General features: G+C 60.5%; 2 protein-coding genes. One reads left to right on the top strand and one right to left on the bottom strand.

The features are described 5' to 3' along the window. The first annotated feature begins 139 nt into the window (after positions 1-139). Positions 140-1735: a GMC family oxidoreductase gene (locus ACR0EZ_RS25800; RefSeq protein ID WP_480617687.1), complete on the top strand. Its 1596-nt coding sequence runs from the start codon at positions 140-142 to the stop codon at positions 1733-1735. Positions 1736-1774: 39 nt separating this feature from the next. On the opposite strand, the gene ACR0EZ_RS25795 is transcribed toward ACR0EZ_RS25800, so the two are convergent. Continuing rightward, positions 1775-2404 (bottom strand): LuxR C-terminal-related transcriptional regulator, encoded by a 630-nt coding sequence (locus ACR0EZ_RS25795; RefSeq protein WP_480617686.1) that lies wholly within the window; start codon positions 2402-2404, stop codon positions 1775-1777. Between the last annotated feature and the right edge of the window lie 204 nt (positions 2405-2608).

The raw sequence follows: 2608 nt of genomic DNA, 5'->3' as shown, positions 1-2608 counted from the left end.
AAATACCACTTAGTTTCTTGCCGATCTCCATTGCTTACCTCCCTGATCGCAATTATTGAGACGTTTTGTATCAAAAAACGCTAGTATATTTCTCAGCGTTTGGCTAGAACTTTTTGAAACCAGTTTCAGGGAGGTGATTATGGAAGTGGACTATGCTGTCGTCGGGGCCGGGTCTTCGGGCTGCGTTATCGCCAATCGCCTAAGCGCCGAGCCGGGCACGACCGTGGCCCTGCTCGAGGCCGGCGGGCGCGACACCAACCCCTGGATTCACATTCCCGTCGGGTATTTCAAAACCATGCATAACCCCTCGGTCGACTGGTGCTACCGGACCGAGCCCGATCCCGGCCTGAATGGCCGCTCCATCGACTGGCCGCGGGGCAAGGTGCTGGGCGGCTCATCCTCGCTGAACGGGTTGCTGTATGTCCGTGGCCAGAAAGAGGATTATGACCGCTGGCGTCAGATGGGCAACGAAGGCTGGGGCTGGGACGACGTGCTGCCCCTGTTCAAACGCTGCGAGGATCAGGAACGCGGCGCGGACGAGTTTCACGGCGTCGGCGGGCCCTTATCGGTGTCCAACATGCGCATTCAACGCCCGATCTGCGACGCCTGGGTCGCAGCCGCGCAGGCGGCGGGCTACCCGTTCAACCCCGATTACAACGGCGCGCAGCAAGAGGGCGTGGGGTACTTTCAACTGACCACCCGCAATGGGCGCCGTTGCAGCGCGGCGGTGGCTTACCTTAAGCCCATCCGCAACCGCCAGAACCTGAACATCATCACCAAGGCGCTGGTGACGCGGGTGATTCTGGAGGGGAAAAAGGCCACCGGACTGGTCTACCGGGATCGCTCGGGCGCGGAACAAACCCTGACGGTGCGGCGCGAGATCATCCTGTCCGGCGGGGCGATCAACTCACCGCAAATCCTGATGCTGTCGGGTATCGGAGACCCCGATCATCTGAAGGAAAACAGCATCGACCCCATGCACGCCCTGCCCGGCGTCGGCAAGGGGCTGCAGGATCACCTGCAGGCGCGGCTGGTGTTCAAATGCAATGAACCGACCCTGAATGACGAGGTCCGCAGCCTGTTCAACCAGGCTCGCATCGCGCTGAAATACGCGCTGTTCCGTGCAGGGCCGATGACCATGGCGGCCAGCCTTGCCACCGGGTTCCTGAAAACCCGCCCCGAGGTCGAAACGCCCGACATTCAGTTCCATGTGCAACCCTGGTCCGCCGACAGCCCCGGCGAGGGCGTGCATCCGTTTTCGGCCTTCACAATGTCGGTCTGCCAACTGCGCCCGGAAAGCCGCGGCGAACTCAGGCTGGACGGCCCGGACCCGTCGAAACATGTCAAGATCATCCCGAATTACCTGTCCACCGAGACCGATTGCCAAACCATCGTCCACGGCGTGAACATCGCCCGCAGGATCGCCAAGCAGAACCCTCTGGCCTCGAAGATTTCCGAGGAGTTCCGGCCAACCGCAGATCTGAGTTGCAACGATTACGAAGGCACTCTGGACTGGGCCAGATCGAACACGGCGTCGATCTATCACCCGACCGGCACCTGCGCGATGGGCCGCGCCGGGGCCTCTGTTGTCGATGCAAAACTGAAGGTACACGGCATCGCGAACCTGCGGGTGGCCGATTGCTCGATCATGCCGGAAATCGTCAGCGGCAACACCAATGCGCCCGCGATCATGATCGGCGAAAAGGCCAGCGATCTGATACGCGCGGAGGGCTGACGCAGAAGCCACCCCTGATTGGGCAGACATGCAATCCACCTAGTCCGATGCGGCGCGGGATGAATAGTAAAACGCAATCGCCTGCGCCCGGTTCTTGACCGACAGCTTTTCATAGATGTTGGAGAGGTGAAATTTCACCGTGTTGGTCGATATCTGCAGTTCCTTGGACAGCTCGCGGTTGGACAGACCCCGGGCCAAGGCCTCGAGAATGGCGCGCTCTTTCCGGGACAGGTTTTGGATCGGGTCCTGCTGCATCTTGCGGACATCGATGAACGGAAACACCATCTTGCCAGCGGCCACATCGGCGCAGGTTTTCAGCAGGCCCTCAACCTCGGTGGACCGGGCGGCGAAGCCCGCCGCCCCCGCCTGCATCGCCAGCCGTGGAATATCGCCGGTCGCATCGCCATAGACAACGAAGCGCGGCGCGTTGGCCTGCTCGCGCATCACCTCGATCAGCTTGGCCGCGCCCAGAACCGGCAGGTTCCAGTCCACCACACCGACCTGAACCGGGACCCGCATTGCCGTTCCCAGAAACCCCTCGGCGGTGGCCGATGTCGCGACCAGAGAGAATCGGGGGTCGCGCTCGAAAATCTCGGACATGGCGGACAGAACCAGCGGATTGCCATCCGCAAGCATGATGTCGATCCGGCTATTGCAGAGGTCAATCATCTGATTTTGCCCTGATTTTTCCGAAACCCACCCGAACGGGTAGGAACGGTTTTGGTATACACTGGTATTTTTACCGCTTTGGGTAGGAAGTTACCCATACTTTTAGGCATCCAAAAGCAGTAGTAAGTTACGTTGCGTCATAGGGCAAGTCCGCGTTTCCTGCTCGGCAACGTACCACACCGGGCCTCAGCGCCCAGCCAGTTG

It is taken from the genome of Ruegeria sp. AK4 (assembly GCF_056541025.1).
The sequence above is the reverse complement of the archived record's forward strand: the minus strand, read 5'-3'. Positions and strand labels throughout refer to the sequence as shown.

Bases quoted from the DNA above. Each gene is read 5' to 3' on its own strand.
- ACR0EZ_RS25800 (WP_480617687.1), top strand. From the start codon at position 140: ATGGAAGTGGACTATGCTGTCGTCGGGGCCGGGTCTTCGGGCTGCGTT.
- ACR0EZ_RS25795 (WP_480617686.1), bottom strand. From the start codon at position 2,404: ATGATTGACCTCTGCAATAGCCGGATCGACATCATGCTTGCGGATGGC.